21 protein-coding genes, 1 tRNA gene and 1 riboswitch are annotated in these 22,809 nt (G+C 35.4%); of the genes, 17 read left to right on the forward strand and 5 right to left on the reverse strand.

The annotated features are described in order from the left end of the window. Window positions 1-2: 2 nt before the first annotated feature. The gene (locus BCB69_RS01790) at window positions 3-569 is read right to left on the reverse strand and encodes a tetratricopeptide repeat protein (RefSeq protein ID WP_216821553.1); all 567 of its coding nucleotides are present in this window, start codon (window positions 567-569) and stop codon (window positions 3-5) included. 141 nt (window positions 570-710) lie between these two features. On the opposite strand from BCB69_RS01790, the gene BCB69_RS01795 reads away from it, so the two are divergent. Together BCB69_RS01795 and BCB69_RS01800 are read left to right on the forward strand one after the other, a co-directional pair. Beyond that, the gene (locus BCB69_RS01795; protein ID WP_069176847.1) at window positions 711-1,505 is read left to right on the forward strand and encodes an SDR family NAD(P)-dependent oxidoreductase; all 795 of its coding nucleotides are present in this window, start codon (window positions 711-713) and stop codon (window positions 1,503-1,505) included. 31 nt (window positions 1,506-1,536) lie between these two features. Next, window positions 1,537-1,612 (forward strand) — tRNA-Thr (locus tag BCB69_RS01800). Between the two features lie 89 nt (window positions 1,613-1,701). On the opposite strand, the gene BCB69_RS01805 is transcribed toward BCB69_RS01800, so the two are convergent. Next, entirely contained in the window at window positions 1,702-3,210 is a 1,509-nt protein-coding gene (locus BCB69_RS01805; protein ID WP_069176848.1) for an IMP dehydrogenase, read from the reverse strand. A gap of 281 nt (window positions 3,211-3,491) precedes the next feature. Here BCB69_RS01805 and rpsF point away from each other — a divergent pair, with 281 nt between their 5' ends. The 3 genes from rpsF to rpsR are packed head-to-tail and all read left to right on the forward strand — an operon-like array spanning window position 3,492 to window position 4,476. After that, window positions 3,492-3,776: a 30S ribosomal protein S6 gene (gene rpsF / locus BCB69_RS01810; protein ID WP_022513046.1), complete on the forward strand. Its 285-nt coding sequence runs from the start codon at window positions 3,492-3,494 to the stop codon at window positions 3,774-3,776. A gap of 12 nt (window positions 3,777-3,788) precedes the next feature. Next, entirely contained in the window at window positions 3,789-4,223 is a 435-nt protein-coding gene (locus tag BCB69_RS01815) for a single-stranded DNA-binding protein (RefSeq protein WP_022513045.1), read from the forward strand. A gap of 28 nt (window positions 4,224-4,251) precedes the next feature. Then, complete coding sequence (gene rpsR, locus BCB69_RS01820; protein WP_069177362.1) at window positions 4,252-4,476, forward strand: 30S ribosomal protein S18; 225 nt, start codon at window positions 4,252-4,254, stop codon at window positions 4,474-4,476. 111 nt (window positions 4,477-4,587) lie between these two features. On the opposite strand, the gene citC is transcribed toward rpsR, so the two are convergent. The 3 genes from citC to BCB69_RS01835 form a co-directional block, all read right to left on the reverse strand. Beyond that, window positions 4,588-5,688, reverse strand: a complete 1,101-nt coding sequence (gene citC, locus BCB69_RS01825; protein ID WP_069176849.1) for a [citrate (pro-3S)-lyase] ligase — start codon at window positions 5,686-5,688, stop codon at window positions 4,588-4,590. A gap of 171 nt (window positions 5,689-5,859) precedes the next feature. Further along, the gene (putP, locus tag BCB69_RS01830) at window positions 5,860-7,341 is read right to left on the reverse strand and encodes a sodium/proline symporter PutP (protein ID WP_022513042.1); all 1,482 of its coding nucleotides are present in this window, start codon (window positions 7,339-7,341) and stop codon (window positions 5,860-5,862) included. Window positions 7,342-7,446: 105 nt separating this feature from the next. Then, complete coding sequence (locus tag BCB69_RS01835; protein ID WP_022513041.1) at window positions 7,447-8,604, reverse strand: nucleotidyltransferase family protein; 1,158 nt, start codon at window positions 8,602-8,604, stop codon at window positions 7,447-7,449. 149 nt (window positions 8,605-8,753) lie between these two features. On the opposite strand from BCB69_RS01835, the gene BCB69_RS01840 reads away from it, so the two are divergent. The 12 genes from BCB69_RS01840 to BCB69_RS01895 all read left to right on the forward strand — a co-directional run bounded on the left by BCB69_RS01840 (window position 8,754) and on the right by BCB69_RS01895 (window position 22,807). Further along, complete coding sequence (locus tag BCB69_RS01840) at window positions 8,754-9,248, forward strand: hypothetical protein (RefSeq protein WP_069176850.1); 495 nt, start codon at window positions 8,754-8,756, stop codon at window positions 9,246-9,248. A 7-nt stretch (window positions 9,249-9,255) separates the two neighbouring features. After that, window positions 9,256-9,777 (forward strand): nitroreductase family protein, encoded by a 522-nt coding sequence (locus BCB69_RS01845; RefSeq protein ID WP_022513039.1) that lies wholly within the window; start codon window positions 9,256-9,258, stop codon window positions 9,775-9,777. Between the two features lie 134 nt (window positions 9,778-9,911). Further along, a complete protein-coding gene (locus BCB69_RS01850) occupies window positions 9,912-10,115 on the forward strand; it encodes a YdbC family protein (RefSeq protein ID WP_418235872.1) in 204 nt (67 codons plus the stop codon). Window positions 10,116-10,132: 17 nt separating this feature from the next. Further along, window positions 10,133-10,230, forward strand: a riboswitch (TPP riboswitch). A 45-nt stretch (window positions 10,231-10,275) separates the two neighbouring features. Next, a complete protein-coding gene (gene thiC, locus BCB69_RS01855; protein ID WP_069176851.1) occupies window positions 10,276-11,583 on the forward strand; it encodes a phosphomethylpyrimidine synthase ThiC in 1,308 nt (435 codons plus the stop codon). 82 nt (window positions 11,584-11,665) lie between these two features. Further along, the gene (locus BCB69_RS01860) at window positions 11,666-13,282 is read left to right on the forward strand and encodes an ATP-dependent nuclease (protein WP_083989982.1); all 1,617 of its coding nucleotides are present in this window, start codon (window positions 11,666-11,668) and stop codon (window positions 13,280-13,282) included. 180 nt (window positions 13,283-13,462) lie between these two features. Continuing rightward, window positions 13,463-14,419: an aspartate carbamoyltransferase catalytic subunit gene (locus tag BCB69_RS01865; protein WP_236887196.1), complete on the forward strand. Its 957-nt coding sequence runs from the start codon at window positions 13,463-13,465 to the stop codon at window positions 14,417-14,419. After that, window positions 14,403-15,692, forward strand: coding sequence for a dihydroorotase (locus BCB69_RS01870; RefSeq protein WP_022513161.1), 1,290 nt, complete (start codon window positions 14,403-14,405; stop codon window positions 15,690-15,692). Before BCB69_RS01865 ends, BCB69_RS01870 begins: the two co-directional genes overlap by 17 nt. Next, the gene (carA, locus tag BCB69_RS01875; protein WP_069176853.1) at window positions 15,689-16,753 is read left to right on the forward strand and encodes a glutamine-hydrolyzing carbamoyl-phosphate synthase small subunit; all 1,065 of its coding nucleotides are present in this window, start codon (window positions 15,689-15,691) and stop codon (window positions 16,751-16,753) included. The genes BCB69_RS01870 and carA overlap by 4 nt, the downstream gene beginning before the upstream one ends. Then, on the forward strand, window positions 16,753-19,953 hold the full coding sequence (carB, locus tag BCB69_RS01880; protein WP_418235873.1) for a carbamoyl-phosphate synthase large subunit: 3,201 nt from the start codon (window positions 16,753-16,755) through the stop codon (window positions 19,951-19,953). Before carA ends, carB begins: the two co-directional genes overlap by 1 nt. Window positions 19,954-19,959: 6 nt before the next feature. Next, window positions 19,960-20,724 (forward strand): dihydroorotate dehydrogenase electron transfer subunit, encoded by a 765-nt coding sequence (locus BCB69_RS01885; protein ID WP_069176855.1) that lies wholly within the window; start codon window positions 19,960-19,962, stop codon window positions 20,722-20,724. Continuing rightward, window positions 20,721-21,626 (forward strand): dihydroorotate dehydrogenase, encoded by a 906-nt coding sequence (locus BCB69_RS01890; RefSeq protein WP_069176856.1) that lies wholly within the window; start codon window positions 20,721-20,723, stop codon window positions 21,624-21,626. Before BCB69_RS01885 ends, BCB69_RS01890 begins: the two co-directional genes overlap by 4 nt. Before the next feature lie 161 nt (window positions 21,627-21,787). Continuing rightward, window positions 21,788-22,807 (forward strand): AAA family ATPase, encoded by a 1,020-nt coding sequence (locus BCB69_RS01895; protein ID WP_069176857.1) that lies wholly within the window; start codon window positions 21,788-21,790, stop codon window positions 22,805-22,807. Window positions 22,808-22,809: the final 2 nt, after the last annotated feature.

Consider the following 22,809-nt stretch of genomic DNA (forward strand, 5'->3'; position numbering starts at 1 on the left):
AATTATTTAGGGGAAATTCTCTTGTCAAAATCTAAATCTCCATGTAACCATAAAAAATGGTCTTGTGTAGAAGCTATATTTTGAACAGGTTCACCTCCATAGGTAATAGCTTTGTCAAGGTAGAGGAGTGTGTTTTTCTTATCACGGAGCTCAGAATAATTAGTGGCAATACCATAATAAGACCAGGTATTAGTTGTATCTGATTCAATAACTCTAAGAAATGCTTCTGTAGATTTTTCATATTTATGTTGTAACTTTAATGCAATTGCCAAATCATAATAAGCAGGGGTATAATTTTTATTTATTTCTAATGCTTGTAAAATAAGTGATTCGCCTTGTATAGGATCGCCCTGCATAGAAAGAGCAATTCCTTTTAGGGATAACGCTTTATAATTATGAGAATCTTCTTTTAAGGCATCATTACATAAACTAATGGCTTTAGAATTATCTCCATTTGCATATGCTGTAGCAGCTTCATTGCTCTTACTTATAGAAGAGGTTGATATGGGATATTCGATAGGTGATGGTGTAGAGATGGAGTTGGATGAATGACATCCTGTTAGTATCATAGATACAGGTATACATATAAAAAGAAATGTATCTAATAACTTCATACAAAGTCCTTTCTTGGCATGAATAACAATATTTGCATATAATTATATAGACATGGAAAAGCATAAAGCAAGTTATAGATAAAGGAGTTTTTTATAATGAGAAAAATGATATTAATTACAGGAGCCACCAGTGGAATTGGATATGCAACTGCTAAAGCATTAGCTATTAAGGGAGCTACGCTCATCTTGCTTGCACGCAATGAACATAGATTAAAAGAAATTAAACAAGAATTTCAAATGAAATATAAAGCAAAAGTTTTTATCTATGCGTTGAATGTATGTAATATAAAAGAGATACAATCAGTTACTTGTGATATATTAAATGAGTTGGGCGTTCCTGATGTATTAATTAATAATGCGGGATTAGCAAGAGGGTTGGAACCTTATAATGAAACTCATATAAATGATATTATGGAAATGATAGATACAAATATCAAAGGTCTATTTATGGTTACACATGCTTTTTTATCTCATATGGTAAAGCGGAATACAGGGCATATCATTAATTTAGGTTCTACTGCAGGTTTATATGCATATAAAGGTGCAGCAGTTTATTGTGCGACCAAAGCGGCAGTAAAAACTTTTAGTGATGGTATTCGTATTGATGTGATAGATAGTGATATTAAAGTAACGACTATTCAACCGGGGATTGTACAAACGCCATTTAGTGAAGTACGTTTTCATGGTGATATAAAAAGAGCACAAGCAGTTTATGAAGGAATAGAAGCGTTACAAGCGGAAGATATAGCGGAAACTATTGTTTTTATACTGGAAAGACCACGACGGGTACAAATTACGGATATGGTTATTATGGCAAATCAGCAAGCAACCGGATTTATGATTTCTAAGACTCCTAAAAGTTTAGATAAAAAATATAAAATTGACAAATAATATGTTATTAAGTAAAATAGCATTTGTTAATGCCGATATAGCTCAGTTGGTAGAGCGGCGCATTCGTAATGCGTAGGTCGCAGGTTCAAATCCTGTTGTCGGCTCCAAAAATAAACGCCGAAAATACTTTTCGGCGTTTTTATAATGAGAAAAAACCTCGTTGTTTCTACTACAACGAGGTTTTTATTTTTTAGAATTAACGATCAGAACCGTCTTTTTCTTTTCTGATTACGTCATGCGCTCCACCTTCAACAATAGAAGTAGCGGATACTAATGTAAGTTTGGCTTTATCCTGTAATTCAGGAATCGTTATTGCGCCACAATTACACATAGTTGCTTTTATTTTAGCAATTGTTTTGTCTACATTTTCCTTCAATGGGCCTGCGTAAGGAACATAAGAATCTACACCTTCTTCAAAATGAAGTTTTTGTTCACCCACACCCAAATCATATCTTGCCCAGTTTCGGGCACGATTGGACCCTTCTCCCCAATATTCTTTTACGATAGAACCGTTGATAGTTCTCTTTGGGGTTGGGCTTTCATCAAATCGTGCAAAATAACGTCCAAGCATAACGAAGTCTGCACCCATAGCTAATGCAAGAGTAATGTGATGGTCATATACGATACCGCCATCAGAGCAAACAGGAACATAGATTCCGGTTTCTTCATAGTACTCATCTCTTGCTTGGCATACTTCAATTAATGCAGTGGCTTGGCCACGGCCGATACCTTTTGTTTCACGAGTGATACAAATAGAGCCTCCGCCAATACCTACTTTAATAAAATCTGCACCGGCTTTTGCAAGGAAGAGGAATCCTTCACGGTCGACTACATTGCCTGCACCTACTTTTACTTTATCGCCATAGTGTTTACGAATCCATTCAATGGTAATTTTTTGCCATTCAGAATACCCTTCAGAAGAATCAATACAGAGTACATCGGCACCTGCGTCTACTAGTTTTGGAACACGTTCTGCATAATCTCTGGAATTAATTCCGGCACCAACGATGAAACGTTTCTGATCATCTAATAATTCGTTAGGATTTTCTTTATGAGAGTCATAATCTTTGCGGAATACAAAAGCATATAGTTTTCCATCTTCATGCACCACCGGGAGAGAATTCAATTTGTTTTCCCAGATGATATCGTTAGCTTCCGAAAGTGTAATTCCATACTTAGCTGTAATTAATTTAGCTAAAGGAGTCATAAAATTTGCGATTTTTTCATTAGGATTCATGCGGCTTACTCGATAATCACGGCTGGATACAATACCAACCAATTTGCCATTAGATGTACCATCTTCTGTAATAGCTACTGTAGAATGTCCTGTTTTAGCTTTTAATGCTAAAATATCTGCCAACGTATTTTCCGGGGAAAGATTGGAATCACTAAAAACAAAGCCTGCCTTTTTAGCTTTTACTTTAGCAATCATAGCTGCTTCATCTTCTGCCGTTTGAGAACCATAAATAAAAGAAATACCACCATTTTTGGCTAATTCAATAGCCATTTCTTCTCCGGATACAGCTTGCATAATGGCAGATACCATTGGAATATTTAAACTAATTTCCGGCTCTTCACCTTTTTTAAATTTTACCAGCGGAGTTTTTAATGATACTTTATCCGGAACACATGAGGTAGGAGTGTAACCCGGAATTAGAAGATATTCGTTAAATGTATGAGCAGGTTCATTAATGTAGATTGCCATTCTAGTCTCCTTAAAATAAAACAAAAGCCGGTGCAGGCTCTAAAATATTTTTAATATTCTATCATAAAGATATAGGAATTGTACATAATCAATTTAACATAAAGTCTATATCATATTCATTTTTATTTCTTAATTTTGTATTTTTGTATTAAAAATAAGAAAAAATTATAAATTTATTGAAAAATAAAAAATATTCGTGTATAATATAAAAGCTTGTTATAACAAGCAACTTCCTGGCCCCTGCGAGGTAGGGGACATAGGTCCGGAAAGGAGGATATAGTATGAATAAGTACGAACTCATGTTTATTGTTAATGTTGCTGATGAAGAAAAAATTAAAGCAGCAGTTCAATTGGTGCAGGACACCGTTAAGAGAATTGGTGGCACTGTTGATAAGGTAGATGAATGGGGAAAGCGTACCTTAGCTTATGAAGTTAAGAAACAGCGTGAAGGCTACTATGTGGTGGTGAACTTCCAGGCTGACCCGGCTCAGATTACCGAACTTGATCGTATCATTAAGATTCGTGAAGAAATTATTCGTCACATTATTATTAAACTGGAAGATTAAGCAGGTGTCGCTATGAATTCAGTGCAAGTAATGGGAAATTTGACTAGAGATCCACAGATTCGTGCAACTAAAACAGGTCGTGCAGTTGCTTCTTTTAGTATTGCAGTAAATCGTGCATATACAACTCCTCAAGGAGAAGTAAAAGAATTAACTGATTTTATTAATATTGTTGCTTGGGGCGGTTTAGCAGAATCCGTAGGAAATCAATTAAAAAAAGGAACACGTGTATTTGTAGAAGGTCGTTACTCTACAAGAAGCTATGAAGCACAAGATGGTTCAAGACGTTATGTAACTGAAGTGGTTGCTAATACAATTGCAATTCCTTTGAGATCTACATCTGAAAATCATTCTGTAGCTGCAGGTTTTGCAAGTAGTGATTCCGGTCAAACAAGAGGCAATTTCGATCAGTTTGGACCATCCAGTCCGGATGAACAGATTCCATTCTGATACATGATATTGGAGGATATGAATCATGATAAGAAGAGAAAAGACAAGAAGACCAAGAAGAAAGGTCTATCGTGTTGAAGAAATGGAAAATCTTGATTATAAAGATGTTGCAACTTTACGCAATTTCATCTCTGAAAGAGGCAAGATTTTACCACGTCGCGTAACGGGGGTAAGCGCAAAATATCAGCGTAAGATTAATTTAGCTATTAAGAGAGCTAGAGCAATTGCTTTGCTTCCGTTTAGCGCAGACTAATTTAACAATTAAAGCCGAATTCTAACTATTGTTGGAATTCGGTTTTTATTTGATTCGTATAAATTTACTTATTAAAAAAGATGTCCATATTATGGACATCTTTTTAGTTTTTTATTTGGTCTTTTTTTGTTTTTCTATAGATTTAGTAACTACTTGCGCTTCTTGTTCTTGTAACTTTTTAATTTTATCTTCTAATTTAATACGTTCAATAACATTTTTACCGGCTTCACTGGAAAAGTAAGTAAGTGTCGTTTTAGGAACCATACGACGTATTGTTTCCATGTCATTGGAAGCAAGTGCTCGGCGTACTGCAGAAGCACTGATGATTTGCTCACCTTTTTGTACACGTGGGATGACTTTAAGCTCAATACCGTTATTACTGAATACTTCTTTCATTGCTTGGTTATAAGCTAATGTAGTTTTATCAGTCGGTTCTTCTCCGACAAAACGTACACTGATATTGAGTGCAGGTGCAATGCGGGTAGCAAAAATAGTTGCATCTAAAGTAGTTTGTGCACTTAACTCTTCTGTTCCTTTGATGAAGTAGGTTGGGAATGTAGCATTAGAGATAATATATTCACCGCCACTTACTACTTGTACACCTTTCATATCTTGTACTCCTTGCTTAATTAAGGTAAATCGATCAGCAAAAGGGAATACAGAACGGTCTTCTTGTACAGCAAAAATAATAACTTCATCACAATTATTAATTGCATATTCTACTAAAGAGCGATGTCCCAATGTAAATGGATTACAGTTCATAACTAATGCACCGCGGTTTTTTCCTTCGCCGGAACCGAGAAGTGCACGGATACGAGATAAATACTCTTCTAATGTATCTTGTCCGCTTTCGAGTAATGCAGCATAAGGTTCTGCAACTGCAACACATTTAAATCCCATATGTTCAAATACCGGTACATTTTGCGGTTTTGTAAATATTTGGTTTCCGACAATTCCTCTTCGTGCGGATTCAGATTTTAAATTTCTTATAATACGATGAGTAAGACCTTTATGTTGGAAAGATTCTTTAATAGCAATGTCACGCATAACACGCCCACCAAGGGAACCGGTACCCACTAATTCGCCATCAGCAAAAAGTCCCATAGTATATTCAATATTGCCTGTAAAAGTTAAGCCAAATCCATTAAGGAATTCTACAACTTTAGCTTTTTCTGCAGGATCAGTAAGATATATCTCACGTTCAATAATCATTAATGGTTCTCCTTTATAAATACATTCAAATTGTATTAGCTAATTTATAACTACGCCATATTATAACAAAATGCATGATGGGTTGCAAAAGCGAAAATAATAGATAAATAGAGAATAAAAAGAAATGTTGCATCAAAAAAGATTGTATGTATACATACAATCTTTTACTGTTTATAGTTTAGATTCCATTTGTTCAAATTGAGCTTGAATAGAGGCGTCAGGTTCAGTATCTATTAAGCTGACAATTAAAATGGCAAGTAAAGAAAGGAAAAAGCCGGGAACTAGTTCATATAAATCGAACCATGCGAATTGTCTCCAGATAAGTACGGTAATTCCTCCTACAAGAACTCCTGCATAAGCTCCCTTTAATGTCATACGTTTCCAGTAAAGAGATAGTAGAATAGCAGGACCGAAACAGGCACCAAATCCCGCCCATGCATACGATACGATTTGGAATATATAACTGTTAGGATCGGAAGCAAGGAAAATCGCAATTAAAGCTACAGCAAGTACAGTTATACGACTTACCATGAGAAGTTCTTTTTGAGAAGCTGTTTTATGAATAAACGGGTGATATAAATCACTGGCTACAGCCGAGGCGGTAACTAGGAGTTGTGCGGATGCTGTACTCATAATAGCAGCTAAGATGGCGGACCAAATGATACCTGTAAAGAAAGGGGTTGATAAAGCACTGGACATAATAATGAAAACACGTTCTGCATCGGCATTTTCAAGAGCAGGAGTTAAAAATGCTTTACCTATAATTCCCATTGCAATAGCAGCCATTAATGAGATTAGAACCCATACCATTGCAATATGAGTTGATTTTTTCAAATCGTTAGGATTGCTAATAGCCATGAATCTTACCAGAATATGTGGTTGCCCAAAATATCCGAGTCCCCATCCGGCACAAGAAATAAACATAATAAGATTTGTGAGGTTACTGGAAGATGGAGGAAGAAGGGAGAAGAAATCAGCCCCTTCACCGGCTAATGCCTGCATTGTTGGTGCGGGACCTCCTAAGGCAATAGCTGCTGCAATAGGCACATATAGTACGGTAAAGAACATCATCGTTCCTTGTACAAAGTCTGTAAGTGCAACGGCACCGAATCCACCAAAAAAGGTATAGAATACAACTACAAAAGTTCCAATTAGTAAAGCGGTAGTATAAGGAATATCAAAAATAGTATTAAATAATTTTCCGGCAGCTACAAATCCGGAAGACGTATAAATGATAAAGAAAATAATAATAAAAATAGCACACATTAACCGTAAAATATTTTCTTTATCTTTAAATCTATTAGATAAATAATCCGGAATAGTTAAACTATTATCAGCAATTTCTGTATAGGTACGTAATCTTTTGGCAGTAAGTACCCAATTAAGCCATGTACCGAGAATGAGTCCGGAGGCTGTCCAAAAAGCTGATAATCCATGTAGATAAGCATATCCTGGGAGTCCCATAAGCATCCACCCACTCATATCAGAAGCTTCCGCTCCTAGTGAGGTCAGCCAAGGCCCCAGATTTCTATCTCCTAATATATATTGAGAAAGACTTTTTTGTCTTCTTGAATAATAAATGCCGATACCAATCATGACTGCCATATACAATGCAAATGCTATTAATATACCTATTTGACCATTAAAATTCATAAACTTCACCTGTTATTGTTGATTTATACATTTTTTATACGAATATACTATTAATTTATAATAAATGTTACTTTTAAGAATGTAAAGGAAGAATTTATAAAAATGTTATAAAATAATAGGAGATTGATAATAATTTCTATTTGCGGCTCTATATTTTTCATTTTTTTGACAATAAGAAAAAAGATCTTCTGCTCTGTTTTCTAACTCCAGCCAAAACTGTAAGTGGGAAGGGAATTCTTTTTGTGCTTGAGCAGCACTTACTATAATAGGTATATTACTATTTCGTAGAAGAAATCCTGAAGATTTTTTCATCGACAGTAATCGGGCATAAGCAGAAGTTATAGGTGTAGCAAATGGAGAGGGTACTATTCCTTGTGAAATTAACAAAGAAGCAGCGATTCTCTTTAATCGACTATATAAATAACGTTTATTTTTTATATTTTGAAGAGCCGTTTCATAATTAAAAGTTCTTGTCATTTTAAACCAGCGATGTTCAAGACCTTCAGAGAAAAGTTGAGATTTTGTAAGTTGTTGAGGAGATGTCAATCGAGAACAAAGTAGGCATGCATCATAAAAACGACTTATATCTGTAAATTGCCCCTCTTTCATATAAAAATTAATCTCTTTTTTCATGAAATCCGGAATAGCTAAGGCGTTTTCCTTATTGTATAATTGTTTACGAATATAAGTAGAAGAGCAGTTCGTGTTTACCTCTCTTGGAATGGGGAGCAGTGTAAGGCCTAAATGATGTTTTTTTATAGCACATGCATAGCGAAAACCTAATAAATTATTAGGTTTTTTTATTTTGTCAGCCAATAGAGGGAATTTGGTTGCTAATGTTTGTGTCATGGCTTCGGCATAAGGAATATGTTTATCTAAATATATTCGAAGAATATGTTTATAATCATCTTGGGTTGTCCATATAGCAGCTTGTTCCAACTCATCTGCTTCAGCAGATTCTACTCCAAAAGATATATGTGTGCATTTTAGCGAAGATAATAATAATACGGCTAATTCAGAAAAAATATCTGCACTTTGTAAGGAAGCATATACTGGAAGCTCTACAACAACATCTATACCTCCTTGTACAGCCCAAGCAGCACGAATCCATTTATTAAAAAATGCGGGTTCTCCTCTTTGAACAAAAGAGCCGCTCATGGCAGCTATTAAAGAGGCATCCGGATATTGCTTTTGTATTTTATGAATCATTTGTAAATGACCATTGTGAAAAGGATTCCATTCCGCAGTAATTCCAATACGCATACGTTCCTCCTAAAAGATAATTATCTTATTTTATCATAATTTCTTTCAAGAAGAATAAGAAGATATGTGTAAAATATTGATATAGAAAAAACTTTTTGTTTATATCATAATATAGATGAGTAAAATAATTATTTATAGAGGTGATGCATATGGAATTTTTTAATGAAAAAATTCATGGGCGAGCAGAGTGTGTGGCAAAACGTACACAGTCTTTTGTCGTAAGTTTGTCACTTTTATATACTTTATTAGCTATTACTTCTTTATTATATTTTTTCGAATACAAATTACATATTATTGGCATTATAATTACCTTGTTTTCTGTTTGGCAAATTTATAGAATACATCAACCGGTTATCATTGCAACTGAGAAAATGTTTTTAGTTACAGTACCTTTTTGGGAACTTCCTTTTTCAAAAGAAGGTGTTTACGCTATGATAGAAAATAAATATATCTCGCTTTCTTATGATCAAATTATCGGATTTTCTGAAGATTGGAAATTGATTTATCTTGGTATGAAGCAAGAGGGGGGAATCGTAGAATTGGCTATCGAAGGAACTTATATTTCGTTGAAAGATAAAGAATGTATAGTACGCATCATAGAAAGTAAGCAACAAAATAATTTTAATTGTTATAACAAAAGGTGAAAATTAAATGGAATTTGAAAAAGTATTAGCTTTTAGACAATCTACTCGTAGTTTCACAGAAGAAAAAGTGAGTGAAAAAGAGCTTACTATGATTATGAATGTTGCATCACGTGCACCTATCGGTATGCATAATTATCAAGGATATTCATTGATGACAATTACAAATGAGGCAGTTCTTAATGCGATGATTTTTTCTTATCAAAAGCTGACCGGGACAGATAAGAATCCGCTATATAAAGCACCTGCTTTTATACTATTGTGTGCGAATGAACATTCTATAGAACGGTTAGTTCAACAAGATGCAGGGGCTATCATTAGCTTTATGAATCTTAAAGCGAGCGAATTGGGATTAGGTTCTGTTTATATTTTTGGCATGATTCATACTATTTTGGCGGATGATTCGTGGAAAAAATTGGCAAATATATCTTCCGGATATGTACCCATTGCGGGCTTGGCTGTAGGACATTCCAAGAATCCGATTCGTGAAAGACCATGGGTAAGTTACTTAACAACTTCTTTTATTAAGTGATGGGAATCAATAATAATTATATTTGATTTTAATAATATTCTTGTGTTAGCATGAGTTAAAAGATGTTTACAGATTATAATGGTGAGGTGAAATCAATTATGGCAAAAACAATTACCTTGGATATTTTGGAAGAAATGGGAGATTTATCAATAGGATCGAATGGTTGGAAAAAACAATTAACTTATACAAGTTGGAATGGTCGTGCACCGAAGTTTGATTTAAGATCTTGGGATGAAGAGCATCAATCTATGACTAAAGGAATTACTCTAACAAAAGAAGAACTTATAAAGTTAAAAGAAATTCTTAATGAGGTTGATTTTGATAAGTATGAAGAATAAATAACAATATATAGAATTATGATTGCTGGGGGCGTCTTAACGACTGAGAGGCAAATGCCGACCCTTTGAACTTGATACAGTTTATACTGCCGGAAGGAAGCAACGTCTTACATTGTTTTTAGGCTTGCTTTTAGCAAGCTTTTTTATTTTGGAGAGATAAATGACACAACTTGAATCAGCACGATCGGGTATTATTACAAAAGAGATGAAACAAGTAGCTTTAGATGAAAAAGTTACGGAAGGATTTGTTAGAAGAGGGGTTGCAGAAGGAACAATTGTTATTCCTTGTAACAAAAATCATATGTCTATTCATCCTTATGGGATTGGAAGCGGATTACGTACAAAGATGAATGTAAATTTAGGGGTTTCTAAAGATTGTTATGATTATTCTTTAGAAAAAGAAAAAGCAGAACTTTCTTGGAAACTTAAAGCAGAAGCAATTATGGATTTATCTTGCTATGGCAAAACAGCAGATTTTAGGCATTGGCTTATAAAAAACAGTCCATCTGCTATTGGAACAGTTCCTATGTATGATGTGGATGGAGCTTTAGGAAAAGCTTTAAAAGATATGACGGCGGATGATTTATTTGACGTAGTTGAGCAACATGCTAAAGACGGTGTTGATTTTATGACAATTCATGCAGGAATTAATCAAGAAGTAGCCGGTCATATTCTTCGCAATAAACGCATTACTAATCTTGTATCACGTGGAGGCTCCATTCTTTTTGCTTGGATGTATATTAAAGGAAAAGAAAATCCTTTTTACGAACAATTTGATCGTTTATTGGAAATTTGTAAAGCTTATGATGTAACGATTTCTTTAGGGGATGCATGTCGCAGTGGTTGCGGTCATGATTCTACTGATGCGGTACAAATATCAGAATTGATTATTTTGGGAGAGCTGGTACTACGTGCTCGTGAAGCAGGCGTACAAATTATGGTGGAGGGACCTGGACATATGCCTATTCATGATATACGTATGAATGTGGAAATTGCTAAAAAATTATGTCATGGAGCGCCTTTATATGTATTAGGACCTATCGTAACGGATGTGGCTCCCGGATATGACCATATTACTGCTGCTATTGGAGGGGCTTTATCAGCGTCTTGCGGTGCAGATTTTCTGTGTTATGTGACTCCGGCAGAACATTTAAGATTACCTGATTTAAGTGATGTACGGGAAGGCATTATTTCCTCTAAAATTGCTTGTCATGCAGCTGATTTAGCTAAAAAAGTAAAAGATGCTCATGTCTGGGATGAACAAATGAGTTGGGCAAGAAGGGATGTCGATTTTAGTAGAATGATCCCTTTGGCATTAGATCCGGAAAAAGCAAATGCATATAGACAAAGTAGCTTACCGGAAGAAGAAAAAACTTGTACAATGTGCGGACCTAAATGTCCAATGAAAACATTAAATGAAATTTTAAATAATCAGAATTCAGAAAAAGAATTTTTTGATAAAAAATAATAAATAGAAAAAGCATGAGTTTCAAATAGGACTCATGCTTTTTGTTATAATAGTAGTATGAGAATTGGAAAGGAGTATGGATATGTATATATCATCAGTAAAAATAGAGAACTATCGTACGTTTAAAGATGTGATATTCCTTTTTGATAGTCAAATGAATATTATTGTCGGTGATAATAATATAGGAAAAACTAATTTTTTAAATCTCTTAAAGGTCATAACCAGCGGAGATAAATTCCATTATAATGATTTTAGAGATCTGCATAAAGCCATTTGTATTTTTATAGAATTATCAATGGAAGATTTTTCATTACCTAATACATTAAAAATACAATGGGAACAATATCCAACAGATGTAGAACCTACTCTTTATGATGCCAAAACAAAAGAGACAATTCCTCTCTCGTATATACATAATTTGTTTTATATTGATTTTTCATTAGAAAATCTTGTAAAAAATATACAGGAAGATAGGAATTTTAATAGGATACATCAAGCATTTAAACAATATTTATCATCAGGTGAACATGCTAGAGTACATGTACAAAATTGGTTGCTGACTATTGGTGAGGAAACTCGCCTTCCCATAGATTCTAATAAAGCGGCGCAAGAAGTATTGGATAGGATATATGGAAGAAATAGACAGGAAGAGTTACCTGTTTTACAACTTATGATGGCAGTTGGATGCCAATTAATTGGAGAATTATTTAGTAGAAAACAGCATAAAAACAGTTTATTTGAAGAGACTCTTGTTGAAGATAAAGAAGGATATAAAGTATTACCGCTGATGGTGAGTATTGATGATCCGGAAATGCATTTACATCCTTATTTACAAAGGGCTGTTTTAGAGTTTTTAAAATCAATTCTTAACAATGAAGAACCATTTTTTGTTGAATTAATTAAAAGTATTTTACAAATTGATGGATTGAATGGACAATTATTTGTGGTTACACATTCTACAGATGCACTGATAGATGATTACCGACAAATTATCCGCTTACACTGGGATAGTGAACATCATGTACAAGCCGCTTGTGGTGCCGGATTTAAATTTGATGGTGAAATAGAAAAACATTTGATTATGCATTTTCCTGAAGTAAAGGAAGCTATGTATGCTAAGTGTGCACTGATTGTAGAAGGTGAAACTGAGTATGGCTCTTTTCCGTATTTTGCTAAAACATTAGGGTTTAATTTTGATTATTATGGTATTTGTTTGATTAATGCACGTGGAGAACATTCCATTTCTAAGATTAGTCATTTGTTATCCAGCTTTCATATTCCTACAGTATGCTTTTATGATAGAGACGTTATGGAAGAACATGATGATACATCTTTTTATACAGAATATATTTGTTATGAGATGGATATCGTAAAAACTTGTATTGAACAAAGGAAACAGAACCTTTTATTGGATGTAATACAGCAGGTTGAGGCGAATAGTACGCATATATCATCTTCCTTAATAAAGAAAGCATGCCAAAAACTTTGTATTCCTAAGTCACAATATAATCCCCGAAAATTAGAAAATATTTCACCTAGAGCTGAAAAACAATTATGTTTTTATTATTTTGCTTGGTTGTATGGTCATAAAGGGGTAATTATAGGAAGATCGCTTGGTTTACATCTTGGAAAACATGAAATTCCGACTTCTTTTAAAAATGTAATTTTACAAGCTATTTCTAAATCTATACATGTATAAAGAAATCTATGTAATAGATGTGAGAATAAATGAAAGATTTATGTAAATCATTATTTTATGTATTTGTTAGATTCTTTTAATAAAATTATCTTATTTAGTTACTTGAAAAAAGGGAACATATCCTTTACAATATTTGAGATATCTTTAAGTCTTTTAGGTGTAGCAAGGAGGGGTATTGACGTGACATTGCAAGGGAAATCCATTTTGTCATTAGAAAATCTTTCAGTAGCAGAAATTGAAAGGATTCTTCAAGTGGCGACACAGATGAAAAACATAGTAGTATCTCAAAACAAGAAGTTAGAAGTACTCAAAGGGAAATCGATTGCTACATTATTTTTTGAAGCATCAACAAGAACTCGTAGTTCTTTTGAATTGGCGGCTAAATATTTAGGCGCTGATGTTGTTAATATTTCTAAAACAGGCAGCTCAATGACGAAGGGTGAGAGCGTAAGAGACACTGTATTGACTTTATCCGCTATGGGGGTCGATGCATTGGTTATTCGTGATTCGTCAGAAGGGGCTGCTATTTTTGCATCTAAAGCAGAAAGTCCGAAGATTAAAGTTCCTCCTGTCATTAATGCAGGAGACGGTGCGCATGCACATCCTACACAGGGTTTACTTGATTTATTTACCATACAGGAAGCCGGTATTCCCTTTAAAGGAATGAAATATGTTATTTTAGGAGATATATTACATTCTCGTGTAGCAAGAAGTGATATAGTCGGATTTTCAAAATTGGGTGCAGATGTATATATTTATGGGCCTAAAACCTTAGTTCCGAAAGAATTGGAATCCTTAGGATGCACCGTTGCCAATAGTATGGAAGAAGCATTGACTGGAGCAGATGCAATTAATGTACTCCGTATACAAATGGAACGTGCGGCAGCCGGATTCTTTCCTTCTCTTGCAGAGTATTCTGCTCTATTCGGTTTGAATAAGGACCGTTTAGGTTGGGCAAAACCACATGCTATTGTAATGCATCCGGGACCTATGAATCGTGGTGTGGAAATTACGCAAGATTTAGCTTATGATAATCGCTCTTGGATTCAACAAGAAGTGCAACATGGAGTAGCTGTTCGTATGGCATTGCTTTATTTGATTCTTGCGGAGGGGAAAGACTTTGAAATTCATAATTAAGAATGGAACTATTGTAAATCCTGTAAAAAAACAACATGAAGTTGGAGATGTAGTGTTTGAAAATGGGAAAATTATTTCTGTTGGTGGAACAGCAGATGTTCTTGATGCCGAAATGTATGATGCTACAGGCTGTTTTGTGACTCCCGGATTGATTGATATGCATGTGCATTTAAGAGAACCTGGGCAAACGAATAAAGAGGATATTCATACAGGTACACAAGCTGCTGCTGCAGGAGGTATTACTCATGTAGCAACTATGGCTAATACAACACCGGTTATTGATTCAGCGACTATTTTACAGTCTGTACAAAAGAAAATTATGGATACCGCAGTTGTAAAAGTCAGTGTTATAGGAGCCATATCTAAAGGGCTTCAAGGTCAGCAACTTTCCGGTATGGGAGGATTGGCAGGTGCCGGTGTTGTAGCTTTTTCAGATGATGGGCATTATGTAGAAAGTGCTGATTTTATGCGTCGAGCTATGGAATATTCTGATATGTTAGGCAAAATGATTATTGATCATGCGGAAGACATGACTATGTGTCAACAAGGTTTTATGAATGAAGGCACTATGTCATATCAAATGGGAGTAACCGGAAGACCTGCTGCCGGGGAAGCTCTTGCTGTTGCAAGAGATATTATTTTGTCTGATTTAACCGGTTGTCATTTGCATGTTGCACATGTAAGTTCCGGTAAAGCGGTAGAACTTATAAGAGAAGCTAAGAAAAAAGGGAGTCGAGTAACTACCGAAGTTACTGCACAACATCTTTTTTTTACTGATGAATATTTAAAAGAATATGATACTCGTTTTAAGATGGCACCACCTATTCGAACAGAAGCAGATAGACAAGCATTAATAGAAGGAGTATTAGATGGGACAATTGATGCCATTGTTACTGATCACGCACCACATACAAATGATGAAAAAGATGTTCCTTTTTGTTGTGCTCCGAATGGAATTGCCGGTTTAGAAACTTCATTAGCTTCTGTATTGACCGGACTGTATCATACAGGAAAATTATCAATAGATCGTATTGTGGAATTAATGTCTGTTAATCCTGCACGATTAATTGAAGTCGAAGGCGGAGTTCTTGAGGAAGGAATGGCAGCAGATATTACCGTTATTAATCCTTCTGTAGAGTGGGATGTTTATGGTGCTGATTTATATACAAAAACATTATTTACACCTTTTGAAGGGATGAAGTTAAAGGGGAAAGCAGTACTTACTGTGGTAGATGGAAATATAGTTATGAAGGAAGGAAAGGTATTGAGATGAACGGGGTATTAGTGCTTGCCAATGGAGTGAAATTTTATGGAACACTCTTGGGAGATGTAGAAGGTTTCGGTGAATTGGTTTTCAATACGGGAATGACCGGATACCAAGAGTGTTTTACTGACCCGTCTTATGAAGGACAAATATTAACTCTTACTTATCCTTTAATTGGTAACTATGGTGCTAATGATGATTTTATGCAAAATGCTTATCCTGTAGCAGCAGGTTATGTCGTAGATCAAATTACAGAACATCCAAGTAATTGGGAATGTAAAGAGCAGATTACAGACTTTATTCAAAGGTATAGAGTTCCTTGTTTATATAACGTAGATACTCGAGCTGTAACACGTGAGTTAAGACGTCATGGAGTTATGAAAGGTGTCATTGTAAGAGCGGATCGAACAGAGGAGGAAATTAAACAGTTATTGAATAAATCAATGCATACGGATCAGATTGCTAGAGTAACAACCAAAAAAACTTATGTATATGGACAAGGAAAATATAAAGTAGCATTATTGGATTGTGGTTTAAAGAAAAGTATTTTAGAAATGTTAGTAGCTAATGATTGTCAAGTACATGTTTTCCCTGCTTTTACAAAAGCAGAAGAGTTGTTAGCAATTAATCCGGATGGCATTTTTATGAGTCCCGGACCTGGAAATCCACAAGATGTACCGGAAATTATAGATAATGTAAAAAAACTTATTGGAAAGAAACCGATATTTGGCATTTGCATGGGACTTCAGCTAATTTCTATTGTTTTAGGAGCTAAAACTTTTAAGTTACCTTTTGGTCATAGAGGTTCTAATCATCCAGTAAAAGATCTTAGAACAGGGCGTGTATATATTACGAGTCAAAATCATGGATATGCAGTCTCTGATGAGGGACTTCCAAATGACATAGAAGTTATTTTACGAAGTGTAAATGATGGAACGATTGAAGGTATTAAACACAAAACATTACCTATTCAAGCGATTCAATATCATCCGGAAGCAGCGCCGGGACCAACAGACAACTTATATTTGTTTAAAGAATTCACAAAAATGATGGAGGATAACAGAAAATGATAAGACATAATGCTAAGAAAGTACTCGTCATTGGATCCGGTCCAATTGTAATTGGACAGGCAGCTGAATTCGATTATGCAGGTACACAAGCTTGTCGTTCTCTTAGAGAAGAGGGCATTAAAGTGGTGCTGGTGAACAGTAATCCGTCCACTATTATGACTGATTCTGATATTGCAGATGCCGTGTATATTGAACCGATTACGCTTCAGTTTGTTACGGAAGTTATAAAAAAAGAGAGACCGGATGCATTGCTTGCCACTTTAGGGGGACAGGTTGGACTAAATATGGCGGTACAGCTTTCTGATGCGGGGGTATTAGATAAATATAATGTAAAGCTTTTAGGATCTTCTTTACATGCAATTAAACACGCAGAAGATAGAGAGCTGTTTAAGAATGCAATGAAAGGAATTAATCAGCCGGTACCGGAGAGTGATATTTTTGAAGAATTAGAACCGGCAATTGCATTTGCTGATTCTATAGGATATCCGGTAATTATCCGCCCTGCATATACGCTAGGAGGTACCGGTGGAGGAATTGCTCATGACAGGTATGAGATGGAAGAAATTTCTAATCGAGGACTTAAACTTTCGCCTATTAACCAGATTTTAGTAGAACGTAGTGTCGCAGGTTGGAAAGAAGTAGAATTTGAGGTTATGCGTGATAGTGCAGATAACTGTATTATTGTTTGTAGCATGGAAAATATAGATCCTGTAGGTGTACATACCGGAGATTCTATTGTAGTAGCGCCTACCTTGACATTGACAGATGGACAATTTCAAATGCTTCGTACCGCTTCCATAGATATCATTCGATATTTACAAATTGAAGGCGGATGCAATGTACAGTATGCTTTAGATGCAAGAACTAATAAGTATTATGTTATTGAAGTAAATCCTAGAGTAAGTCGCTCTTCTGCATTAGCATCTAAAGCAACAGGGTATCCCATTGCAAAAGTAGCAGCTAAAGTAGCTTTGGGGATGACTTTGGATGAAATTACAAATGCAGTAACCGGAGATACAAAAGCTTGTTTTGAACCTACTATTGACTATGTAGTAGCAAAGTTCCCCAGATGGCCCTTTGAAAAATTTACATTGGCAGATAGACAAATCGGTACTCAAATGAAAGCAACAGGCGAAGTTATGGCTTTAGATCGTACTCTGGAAGGGGCACTTCTTAAAGCAGTTCGTTCTTTAGAGGTAGGAGAAGGATATTTACATTTAGATAAATTGGATAACCAATCTTTATACGATATCCGTTGTTTATTACATCGAGTAGATAATGAACGTATTTTTGTAGTAATGGAAGCGCTTCGTCGAGGCATTGAACTGGAAGAAATTCATCGTATTACAAAAATTGATCTTTTCTTTATTTATAAGTTGCAAAATATTACTTATATTGAAAAGAGAATTATAAAAGAAGGAATTACAGAAGAAACTTTACGACTTGCTAAGCGTATTCATATGCCTGATTCTGTCATTGCAAAATTAGGTGATGTAAGTGAAAAAGAAGTTAAATCTTTAAGAAAAGAATGGAATATTCGCCCTGATTTTAAGATGGTAGATACTTGTGCAGCTGAATTTGAATCTAAGACTCCGTACTACTATTCCACATATGGTAGTGAAGATGAAGTACAACCGCAAGGAGAGAAATCAGTAGTAGTCTTCGGTTCCGGACCTATTCGTATTGGGCAAGGAATAGAATTTGATTATTGTTCTGTACATGCATCTTGGGCTTTACGTAAGATGGGGCATAAAGCAATTGTTATTAATAATAACCCGGAAACGGTTTCTACTGATTTTGATACTTCAGATGCTCTTTATTTTGAGCCGTTAACTATTGATGATGTAATGGAAGTTATTGATAAAGAAAAGCCGGAGGGGGTTATTTGTCAATTTGGCGGGCAAACAGCAATTAATTTAGCTACTCCGATGGCCAAAAGAGGTATTCGCATTATTGGTTCTTCTAATGAAAGTATTGATATGGCGGAAGATAGAGAACGTTTTGATACTTTGATGGGACAACTGGGGATTGCAAGACCTAAAGGTTGTCTTGTAGAGAGTGAAGAAGAAGCCATTGAAAAAACACAGGAGTTATCTTACCCGTTAGTAGTGCGCCCAAGCTATGTATTGGGAGGGCGTGCAATGCAAATTGTATATGATCAAAATGAACTTCGTACATATTTAAAAGAGGCAGTAGTTGCCTCTCATGAACATCCGGTATTAATTGATGAATATATGGTTGGTCGTGAAGTAGAAATTGATGCTATTTCTGACGGTATAGATATTTGTATTCCCGGTATTATGGAACAAATTGAAAGGTCCGGGGTTCACTCCGGAGATTCTTTTGCAGTATATCCTCCGCAACATTTGACACAAGAAATTATGGAAACGTTAACGGAATATACTAAAAAGATAGCAGTAGCCATGTCAGTAAAAGGATTAATTAATATTCAATTTATTGTAGTAGGAAAGACTGTGTATGTTATCGAAGTTAATCCAAGGGCCAGCCGTACGATTCCGTTTATGAGTAAAATTACCGGTATTAATATGGTAGAATATGCGACCCGTATTGCTTTAGGTGAAACGCTTAAAGAAACAGGATTACCATTAGGGCTTGTTCCTGATAGAGGATATGTGGCAATTAAGGCACCGGTATTCTCTTTCTCCAAATTGGGATTGGTAGAAATTAAGTTGGGGCCGGAAATGAAATCTACCGGTGAAGTCATGGGAATCGGTCATACTTATCAAGAAGCTTTATATAAAGCTGTGATTGCTGCCAATTTAATGATTCCTGCCGGTGGAAATATATTGATTACTGTAAGTGATCGTGATAAGAAAGAAACAGCAGAATTAGCTAAAGGATTTGTAAAACTTGGCTATCATTTGATTTGTACTTCCGGGACCGGAAGTTACTTTACCGAACTTGGAATCCCGGTGGAAGTTATTAATAAGATTCATGAAAAAGGTGAAACTTGTGAAAAATATCTTAAGTCAGGTAAAGTAGATATGGTTTTAAATACTATTTCTTATGGTAGTGAAATTGAACAGGAAGGATATGATTTGCGCCGTATCGCAGTTGAATTGGCAATTCCGTGCTTAACATCCTTGGATACAGCGAAAGAAGTACTTCGTGTTATGGCTAAAGAAGATAATGAAATCAATCATCATGTTGAGTCTATTCAAGAATATGTAAAGGAGTAATGGTAGATGAAGGGATACGTAGAAAAAGGAGTTATCTGTCAACATGATAAGGTAGGGCCTGCTATTTGGCGTATGATTATTGAATTACCCAAAACTGCAAGAGAAGCACAACCCGGACAGTTTATACATGTAAAAATAAATGATTGCAGCAAATTGTTACGTAGACCTATTTCTATTGCAGGGGCCGATCCGGAAAAGGGATTGGTTGAAATTATCTATCGTGTGGTAGGAGAAGGTACTTTACTTATGTCCCAAATGCACGAAGGGGATAGACTTGATTGTCTTGGTTCGTTAGGAACTTCTTTTACTATTCCCGACGGTGAATTGGTTGGAGTAGGTGGTGGCGTGGGAATTGCACCGATTCTATTTACAGCAAGAAGAGCAAAAGTTGGACAAATGACAGTTGTCATCGGCGGAAGGAATAGAGAAGAAGTATTTTGGAAGGATTTATTTCCCCATACGTTGAAAAATTTGATTGTTACTACAGATGATGGTTCTTATGGTGTTAAAGGATTTACTGTTTCCGTTCTTCCGGAAGTTTTTAAACATAATACTATTAAGCAGACTATCGTTTGTGGTCCGGCTATTATGATGAAAAAAACAGCAGAAATTTCCAAGGAGGCAAAAGTTCCTTGTGAAGTATCTTTAGAAAAACGAATGGGGTGTGGTACCGGTACTTGTATGGCTTGCGTTTGTGATAAAGTATCGGGGGGACATTATAAAGTTTGCAAAGACGGTCCTGTATTCAATGCAGAGGAGGTAATCTTATGAACATGGAAGTCAATTTTTGTGGAATTAAGATGAAAAATCCTATTATTGCAGCATCCGGAACTTTTGGTTATGGTGTAGAATACAAGGAATATTTAGATTTAAATAAAATAGGAGCTATTTCTGTAAAAGGACTAGGGATTGTACCTTGGAATGGTAATGAGGGCGTTCGTATTGCTGAGACGGCTTCAGGAATGCTTAATTGCATCGGGTTAGAAAATCCGGGTGTAGAAAAATTTCTTTCACATTACTTGCCGGAATTGAAAAGTTACGATGTACCCATTATTGCAAATATGGTAGGAAAGACAGCTGAAGAATATGGTCAGGTGGCAAAAGCTCTTACCGTTCCGGGTGTAAGTGCGATAGAAGTAAATATTTCATGTCCTAATGTTACTAATGGAGGGATTGCTTTTGGTACTGACCCGAAAGAAGCGGCAAAGGTAACTTGGGAAGTGAAGAGAAATACTACACTTCCTGTCATTGTAAAACTGTCTCCCAATGTAACGGATATTGTTTCTGTTGCTAAAGCTGTTGAAGAAGCGGGGGCAGATGCTATTTCCTTGATTAATACATTGATGGGTATGGCTATTGATGCTGGAACCAGAAGGCCTATATTAGGAAATATTACCGGAGGTTTATCCGGACCTGCTATTAAACCGGTAGCTCTTCGGATGGTATGGCAAGTACGAAAAGCAGTTCAGATTCCTATTTGCGGTATGGGCGGTATTATGACTGGAAAAGATGTTGCCGAATTTATGATTGCCGGTGCGGATACTGTACAAGTAGGAACTGCAACTCTAGTTACTCCTACTGCGATTCCACAGATTACCGAAGAATTATTAACGTGGTGTAAGCAAAATCAGGTTGAAGATATTAATTCTATAGTGAATACTTTACGAGTATAGTTACTAAAAAGAGATGACTACTAAATAGTGGTCATCTCTTTTTAAAATACATTTTTAATAAAATGAGGAATATTTTTATTAAAATGTATATAATATAACACTTTTTTATAACATAAATATGATAAACTATACATATATTAGCTTAGAGTGGAGGGACAGGAGTGACAACATTTTTTCCACATGTTTTTGGACATAATAAAATACAGCAATATTTGGCGGCGGCTATAGATAACAAAAGAATTGCCAATACGATTCTTTTTTATGGAGAAGAAGGACTTGGTAAGAGTACAGCGGCTTTAGATTTGGCATCTCGCATAACAGGAACAACACGCATTTGGGATGAGCAAATAGCCTCTCATTGGTTGACTGTAGAGGGAGATAATATAGAATCTTTATATAGATCTCCTGATGGGAAAATTTTTTACATGAAGCCACAACATATGGAATTAAAAATGGAGCAATTTCGCCTTTTATTAGAAAATATCATTATACTAGATGATACTCCGCATGTTTGTATTATTGATGAAGCTCAATCTATGGGAGCTGCTATTGCTAATGCATGGTTAAAAACATTAGAAGAACCTAAAGAAAATTTGTTTTTTATTCTTGTTTCTCATGACATTACACGAATGCTTCCTACTGTCATTTCACGTGCAGAACTTTATGAATTTACTTCTTTGGATTATCAGAGTTTTGAATTGTTTTTAAATAAACAGAAGAAACAGTTGCCTGATCTACAAGGAAGAAACTATAAAGATATATATAGAATTAGTACAGGTAATCCTGCTATCGCTATAGAATTATTCGGCGAAAATGGTATGCAATGTTATGATAAAGCTGTTCGATTTTGGGAAACGATAACTCATAGTTCCCTTCCTTATACTCAGATTTTTGAAAGTAATAAAAAAATTGATAAAAAAGAATTTCAACAAGAACTTCTATGGTGTATGTCTATAGGCAGAAATATTATGCTTTTAGCAAATATACCTGAACAAGCAGAGACAATTACCTATATTACAGAAAGAGAACGTGCGATAGCACAAATTTGGTCTGATGGGAAAGCAGAAAAAGCATTGGAAATACTAAAAGTAGCATATAATGCATGCCAAAGATACATTTCAACAAAAAATATACTGGATATGATAGTTATTAATTTGTGTTTGATAAAGAACGGAGGATAACT

The organism is Dialister pneumosintes (genome assembly GCF_001717505.1).
Classification (GTDB): Bacteria; Bacillota; Negativicutes; order Veillonellales; family Dialisteraceae; genus Allisonella; species Allisonella pneumosinta.

Coding starts and splice junctions, on each gene's coding strand:
- BCB69_RS01790 (WP_216821553.1), bottom strand. CDS start 569: ATGATACTAACAGGATGTCATTCATCCAACTCCATCTCTACACCATCA.
- BCB69_RS01795 (WP_069176847.1), top strand. CDS start 711: ATGAGAAAAATGATATTAATTACAGGAGCCACCAGTGGAATTGGATAT.
- BCB69_RS01805 (WP_069176848.1), bottom strand. CDS start 3,210: ATGGCAATCTACATTAATGAACCTGCTCATACATTTAACGAATATCTT.
- rpsF (WP_022513046.1), top strand. CDS start 3,492: ATGAATAAGTACGAACTCATGTTTATTGTTAATGTTGCTGATGAAGAA.
- BCB69_RS01815 (WP_022513045.1), top strand. CDS start 3,789: ATGAATTCAGTGCAAGTAATGGGAAATTTGACTAGAGATCCACAGATT.
- citC (WP_069176849.1), bottom strand. CDS start 5,688: ATGATTATTGAACGTGAGATATATCTTACTGATCCTGCAGAAAAAGCT.
- putP (WP_022513042.1), bottom strand. CDS start 7,341: ATGAATTTTAATGGTCAAATAGGTATATTAATAGCATTTGCATTGTAT.
- BCB69_RS01835 (WP_022513041.1), bottom strand. CDS start 8,604: ATGCGTATTGGAATTACTGCGGAATGGAATCCTTTTCACAATGGTCAT.
- BCB69_RS01840 (WP_069176850.1), top strand. CDS start 8,754: ATGGAATTTTTTAATGAAAAAATTCATGGGCGAGCAGAGTGTGTGGCA.
- BCB69_RS01845 (WP_022513039.1), top strand. CDS start 9,256: ATGGAATTTGAAAAAGTATTAGCTTTTAGACAATCTACTCGTAGTTTC.
- BCB69_RS01850 (WP_418235872.1), top strand. CDS start 9,912: ATGGGAGATTTATCAATAGGATCGAATGGTTGGAAAAAACAATTAACT.
- thiC (WP_069176851.1), top strand. CDS start 10,276: ATGACACAACTTGAATCAGCACGATCGGGTATTATTACAAAAGAGATG.
- BCB69_RS01860 (WP_083989982.1), top strand. CDS start 11,666: ATGTATATATCATCAGTAAAAATAGAGAACTATCGTACGTTTAAAGAT.
- carA (WP_069176853.1), top strand. CDS start 15,689: ATGAACGGGGTATTAGTGCTTGCCAATGGAGTGAAATTTTATGGAACA.
- BCB69_RS01885 (WP_069176855.1), top strand. CDS start 19,960: ATGAAGGGATACGTAGAAAAAGGAGTTATCTGTCAACATGATAAGGTA.
- BCB69_RS01890 (WP_069176856.1), top strand. CDS start 20,721: ATGAACATGGAAGTCAATTTTTGTGGAATTAAGATGAAAAATCCTATT.